Raw genomic sequence first — 1,489 nt, 5'->3', positions numbered from 1 at the left:
CGAACCCTCGTCATCAGCTTGGAAGGCTGAGATAATGAGCCGTTATATGACTGCCGCAGGACTGCCAGCGGTTGGAATCGGACCAACGACACGCAGATTTTCAGTCTGCTGCTCTACCAACTGAGCTACACCGGCTTGTTGTCATGTGACGGTGTTAAATATATACTTCTGTTAAAAAAATGTCAACAGGTATTTATAAAAAAATTAATTTTTTTTATAAATTTTTTCTGCAACATTTAAGAGCTTTTCTTTATCATTCATCTGAGGGTCGTCAAGAACGCATTGAAAAAGCTCCTGCAAAATAAAACCAAGTTTTTTTCCAGCAGGAATTCCTGCTTTTATTAAATCATTGCCGTTTACAGCTAAATCTTTTAATGAAAGTGTATTTTGCTTTGAAAGAACATCTTTAACACGGTCCTGAAGAAGTAAAAGCTTTTTCATTCCTTCACTTGAAGCTTCCGGCATTTTCCGATACTTTCCATACATATCTGCAATTCTCAGCAAAAAAATATCATCAAGATATTCCGGCTTTACTTTTACGATATATCTTCTTACCGCAGCATCAGTCCAGTTTTCTTCAAAATGAAACATGTGATTTTCAACTAAATGTGCAACATTTTCAATTGTTGAATTAGGAAATTTCAGGCGGAAAAGTACATCTTTCACTATTTTCGCTGAATAGATTTCATGTTTATAAAAATGAATTATTTCACAGCTGCTTCCATCAACAGAAGGATTTTCAACTTTTTCAATTGTTTTTGCTTCATACTTTCCGGAATCATGAAAAAGAGCAGCAAGACGTACATTAAGATTCTGGCGGGGAGCTCCGTCACAGGCATAAAGATTGTGATCCAGGACATCAAAAACATGATAACCGCGGATATCAGCCTGATTACAGTTACGGCATCGGGTAAGTTCTGGAATAAAAATCTGTAGAATACCAGTTTCTTCCATACGGTGAAGGGCAGCAGAGGGTTCTTTCGACTGCAATATTTTTATAAATTCATCCCTAAAGCGCTCTAAAGAAATTGATTTAATTTTCTCCTGAACTTCTGGAATTTTTATTGCTTCATATGTTTCTTTTTCGATTTCGAAATCCAGCTGACTGGAAAATCTTAGTGCCCTTATAGGACGTAATCCGTCTTCCAGAAATCTTTCTTTTGCATTTCTTACGGTTCTGATTATTTTGGATTTTATATCTTTTTGACCGTTGAAAGGGTCTATAATTGTTCCGTCTGAAAGATTTGTAGCAATTGCGTTCATTGTAAAATCTCGGCGGGAAAGGTCATCTTCAAGAGTTGCATTAAAGGTTACGTTATCCGGATGACGACCGTCTGAATATCCTGATTCACTTCTGAAAGTTGTTGCTTCGATATCGCATCCCATAAAATGAATTGTAACGGTTCCGTGTGCGATGCCTGTGGGAATTACTCTGTGAAATATTTTAATCATCTGTTCTGGAGTTGCATTTGTTGTAATATCCCAGTCG

1 protein-coding gene and 1 tRNA gene are annotated in these 1,489 nt (G+C 37.0%); both read right to left on the bottom strand.

Going from position 1 to position 1,489, the window contains the following annotated elements:
- Positions 1-62: 62 nt before the first annotated feature.
- Positions 63-135, bottom strand: a tRNA-Phe gene (locus ACKI5B_RS00380).
- A gap of 69 nt (positions 136-204) precedes the next feature.
- On the bottom strand, positions 205-1,489 hold a 1,285-nt coding region (locus tag ACKI5B_RS00375; protein ID WP_407424971.1), incomplete at its 5' end, for a CCA tRNA nucleotidyltransferase.

It is taken from the genome of Treponema sp. (assembly GCF_045657965.1).
GTDB lineage: Bacteria > Spirochaetota > Spirochaetia > Treponematales > Treponemataceae > Treponema_D.
The sequence above is the reverse complement of the archived record's forward strand: the minus strand, read 5'-3'. Positions and strand labels throughout refer to the sequence as shown.